The sequence below is a fragment of the Lapillicoccus sp. genome (genome assembly GCF_025353065.1).
Taxonomy (GTDB): domain Bacteria; phylum Actinomycetota; class Actinomycetes; order Actinomycetales; family Dermatophilaceae; genus Lapillicoccus.
The window spans coordinates 1-3,248 of the sequence record NZ_JANXRJ010000172.1; the positions used below are offsets into that span (position 1 = coordinate 1).

Below are 3,248 nucleotides of genomic sequence, written 5' to 3' on the forward strand. Positions count from 1 at the left end.
CCTCCGCGGCGTCTTCACCACCGCGAACGCTGCGCTGGAGGCGCGCGCCGACGCCCAGCACCAGCTCCAGTGCCAGTACGGCCCCGACATCGAACTCCTGGAGACCATCACCATCACCGACGCCGCCCTCCACACCGTCCCGACGACTCACGTGCGGTGTGGCCGGTGAGAGGGGTCAGCCGCGAGGTCCTCGCCCGCGACGCCGCCTGGACTCTCGCCGACGGCAACTGCAAGGACCTCACCACCCGGTGGACCGCATGGGAGGGGGCGTATGCCGCGGCGCCCAGCCTCGCGACGCTGTCAGCGATCACGAAATTCCCCAGGTCTGAAGGGTTCTCGATCACGTAATTCCCCACCCCGGCGATCACGTAATTCCCCATGGGGACGACGTGCGTGGCCTCCCGGGTGTGGTCCTCCCAACGAAGCAGGCTCGCGCTCACCAACAAGGGTGAGTGAGGAAGCCGATGGCGAGGAGGACGTTTGCGATGATCGATCTGATCGAGATCTACGTGCACTGGTACGCGGGCCGCTCCCAGGTTCAGATTGCGGAGAGCTTGGGTGCGGACCGTAAGACGGTCCGGAAGTATTTGGCGCCGGTGATGGCCGCGGGGCTGGTGCCGGGTGGGCTACCGGTGATGTCCGAGGCGGACTGGCGGTCCCGGGCTGCGGGGTGGTTCCCGGGGGTGGTCGACACGGGTCTGCGGCAGGTGACGTGGCCGGCGATCGAGGCCCACCGGGACTACATCGCCGCCCAGCTGAAGGCCGGGGTCACGGTCTCGACGATCCACCAACGGCTGGTCGACGAGCAGGGGCTGGTGACGTCGGTGGCTTCGGTGCGGCGGTGGGTCGCCGGGAACCTGCCCGAGGAGGCCCGCCGCGCAGCGGTGCGGGTGCTGCGCCCGGGACCGGTGCCACCCGGTAGCGAGGCACAGATCGACTACGGGCGCCTGGGGACATGGACCGACCCGGCCACCGGCACCAGGCATACCGTCCAGGCCTTCGTGATGGTGCTGGCGTGTTCGCGGTACATGTTCGTGCGCCCGGTGTTGCGGATGGATCAGGAGGCCTGGACCCGTTGTCACGTCGAGGCGTTCGCGTTCTTCGGCGGGGTTCCAGCGCGCCTGGTGCCGGACAACCTCAAGACTGGGGTCGACAAACCGGACTTGTACGACCCTCAGATCAACCGCTCCTACGCCGAGCTCGCCGCCCACTACGGCGCGCTGGTTGACCCGGCGCGTGCGTTCAAACCCAAAGACAAACCACGGGTGGAACGACCCATGCCCTATGTCCGCGACTCCTTTTGGCGGGGGCGGACGTTCACCTCACTCGAGGCGATGCAGGCCGCGGCGGTCCGCTGGTGCAAGGATGTGGCCGGGGCCCGGGCCTGCCGGCCGCTGGACGGCGCGGCACCGGCAGCGGTGTTCGCGGCCGTGGAGGGCCCCGCGTTGCGGGCGTTGCCGGCCACCCCGTTCGTGCTCGCGACGTGGTCGGCCGCCAAGGTCGGCCCCGATATCCACGTCAAGGTCGGGCCCGCCCTGTACTCCGTACCGTGGGCCCTGATCGGTCAGCAGGTCCACGCCCGCTCAACCGCGACGATGGTCCAGGTCACCCACGACGGGAAGGTCGTGGCCACCCACGTACGACGCCAGCGGGGACGGTCCACGACCGTGTCGCACTACCCGCCGGAGAAGATCGCGTTCCACATGCGGTCCCCGACGTGGTGCCGGCAGGTCGCCGAGCAGGTCGGCCCGGCCTGTTCGGCGGTCATCGCCACCTTGTTGGAGGTCAACGCGTTGTTCCGCCTGCGCGCCGCCCAGGGTGTCCTGGGCCTGCGGGACAAACACACCCCGACCCGGCTGGAAGCCGCGTGCGCCAGGGCCATCGCCGTCGGCGACCCGTCCTACCGCACCATCAAAGGCATCCTGATCGCCGGCACCGAGACCCCCGCTGCGGACCCCGCCCGCACCAGCAGGGCCGCCGACGTCCCCGCGTTCCTCCATGGGCCGACGGCCCTGTTCGAGCGGCGCGAGCACGACGACCTGGCACCCGTCCTCGAGCTCCCCACCGCGACCCCCAGCGCCGCTACCGGCCCAGAGAACCAGGCAGCCCACGCATGAGAACCCTTGCCCCCTCACCAACCTCACTGATCGGAGCACCCCGATGACCGTCTTGAACCCTGCCCTGCACGACACGCTGCGCACCCTGAAACTGACCGGCATGCTCGAGACCCTCGACGCCCGGGTAGCCCAAGCCCGGACCGGGGCGCTGGGCCACCTGGACTTCCTGCAGGTGCTGTGCGAGGACGAGATCGCCCGTCGGGACACCTCAGCCCTGGCTCGCCGGCTGCGCCTGGCCCGGTTCGAGGAACAGGCCACGATCGAAACGTTCGACTTCACCGTCAACCCGAAGGTCCCCGCTGCCGCACTGCGCGACCTGGCCGCCCTGCGCTGGCTCGACGCCGGCAGTCCGTCATCCTGTACGGACCCACCGGTGTCGGCAAAACACATATCGCTCAAGCGTTGGGCCACAACGTGATCCGCCGCGGCGGGCAGGTCCGGTTCGTCAAGACCAGCCGGGTCCTGGCCGACCTCGCCGGCGGTCACGCTGACCGCACCTGGGAACGACGGCTGCGGGAGTACACCCGCCCCGCCGTGGTCATCCTGGACGACTTCGCGATGCGGGAGCTGACCGCGGCCCAAGCCGACGACCTCTACGAGCTGGTCTCCGAACGAGCCATCGCCGCCCGGCCCCTGATCCTGACCTCCAACCGGGCCCCCGCCGACTGGTACGCCCTCTTCCCCAACCCGGTCGTCGCGGAGTCGCTCTTGGACCGGCTGATCAACACCAGCCACCAAGTCCTCATGGACGGACCCAGCTTCCGACCCCGCACACGACCCCGGCCAGCCGGGGAACAGCAAGGACCGTCATGACCACTAACCCAGGCCGTCAACAACCTGTTGACACTCGACGGCTCCCGCAGCTCTGCTACTACGCCGACGACCCCACCCTGCGGCCCCGGTGCATCGTGACCGCGAGCCTCCAGTACGGCGACCTGGTCCTGTGCGCGTCCTGCAACACGGCCCGCTCGACCCTCGGCAAGGGCCTCACCCCCGTCCCGCTCCCACCCGGTCCAGCGTTCGACGTCCTGGCCTGGGTCGCCACCCAGGGGTGCGGCAAAGTCGATCGTTAGCGCTGTGACCTGCAGGTTTGTGTGGTGAACCGCGCGGTGTGGCGTGTGTGACGAGTGT

2 protein-coding genes and 2 pseudogenes are annotated in these 3,248 nt (G+C 69.5%); all 4 read left to right on the forward strand.

From position 1 onward, the window contains the following. Window positions 1-165: 165 nt before the first annotated feature. The 4 genes and pseudogenes from Q0R63_RS13490 (at window position 166) to Q0R63_RS13505 (ending at window position 3,190) form a co-directional block, all read left to right on the forward strand. Window positions 166-348, forward strand: coding sequence for a hypothetical protein (locus Q0R63_RS13490; RefSeq protein WP_295698128.1), 183 nt, complete (start codon window positions 166-168; stop codon window positions 346-348). A 137-nt stretch (window positions 349-485) separates the two neighbouring features. Continuing rightward, window positions 486-2,006, forward strand: a pseudogene (istA, locus tag Q0R63_RS13495) (IS21 family transposase); the annotation flags it as partial. A gap of 211 nt (window positions 2,007-2,217) precedes the next feature. Beyond that, window positions 2,218-2,930 (forward strand): annotated as a pseudogene (gene istB / locus Q0R63_RS13500) (IS21-like element helper ATPase IstB). After that, window positions 2,927-3,190, forward strand: a complete 264-nt coding sequence (locus tag Q0R63_RS13505; RefSeq protein ID WP_295698131.1) for a hypothetical protein — start codon at window positions 2,927-2,929, stop codon at window positions 3,188-3,190. Before istB ends, Q0R63_RS13505 begins: the two are co-directional and overlap by 4 nt. Window positions 3,191-3,248: the final 58 nt, after the last annotated feature.

Excerpts from the sequence above, each read along its gene's own strand:
- Q0R63_RS13505 (WP_295698131.1), top strand. The coding sequence starts at position 2,927 with ATGACCACTAACCCAGGCCGTCAACAACCTGTTGACACTCGACGGCTC.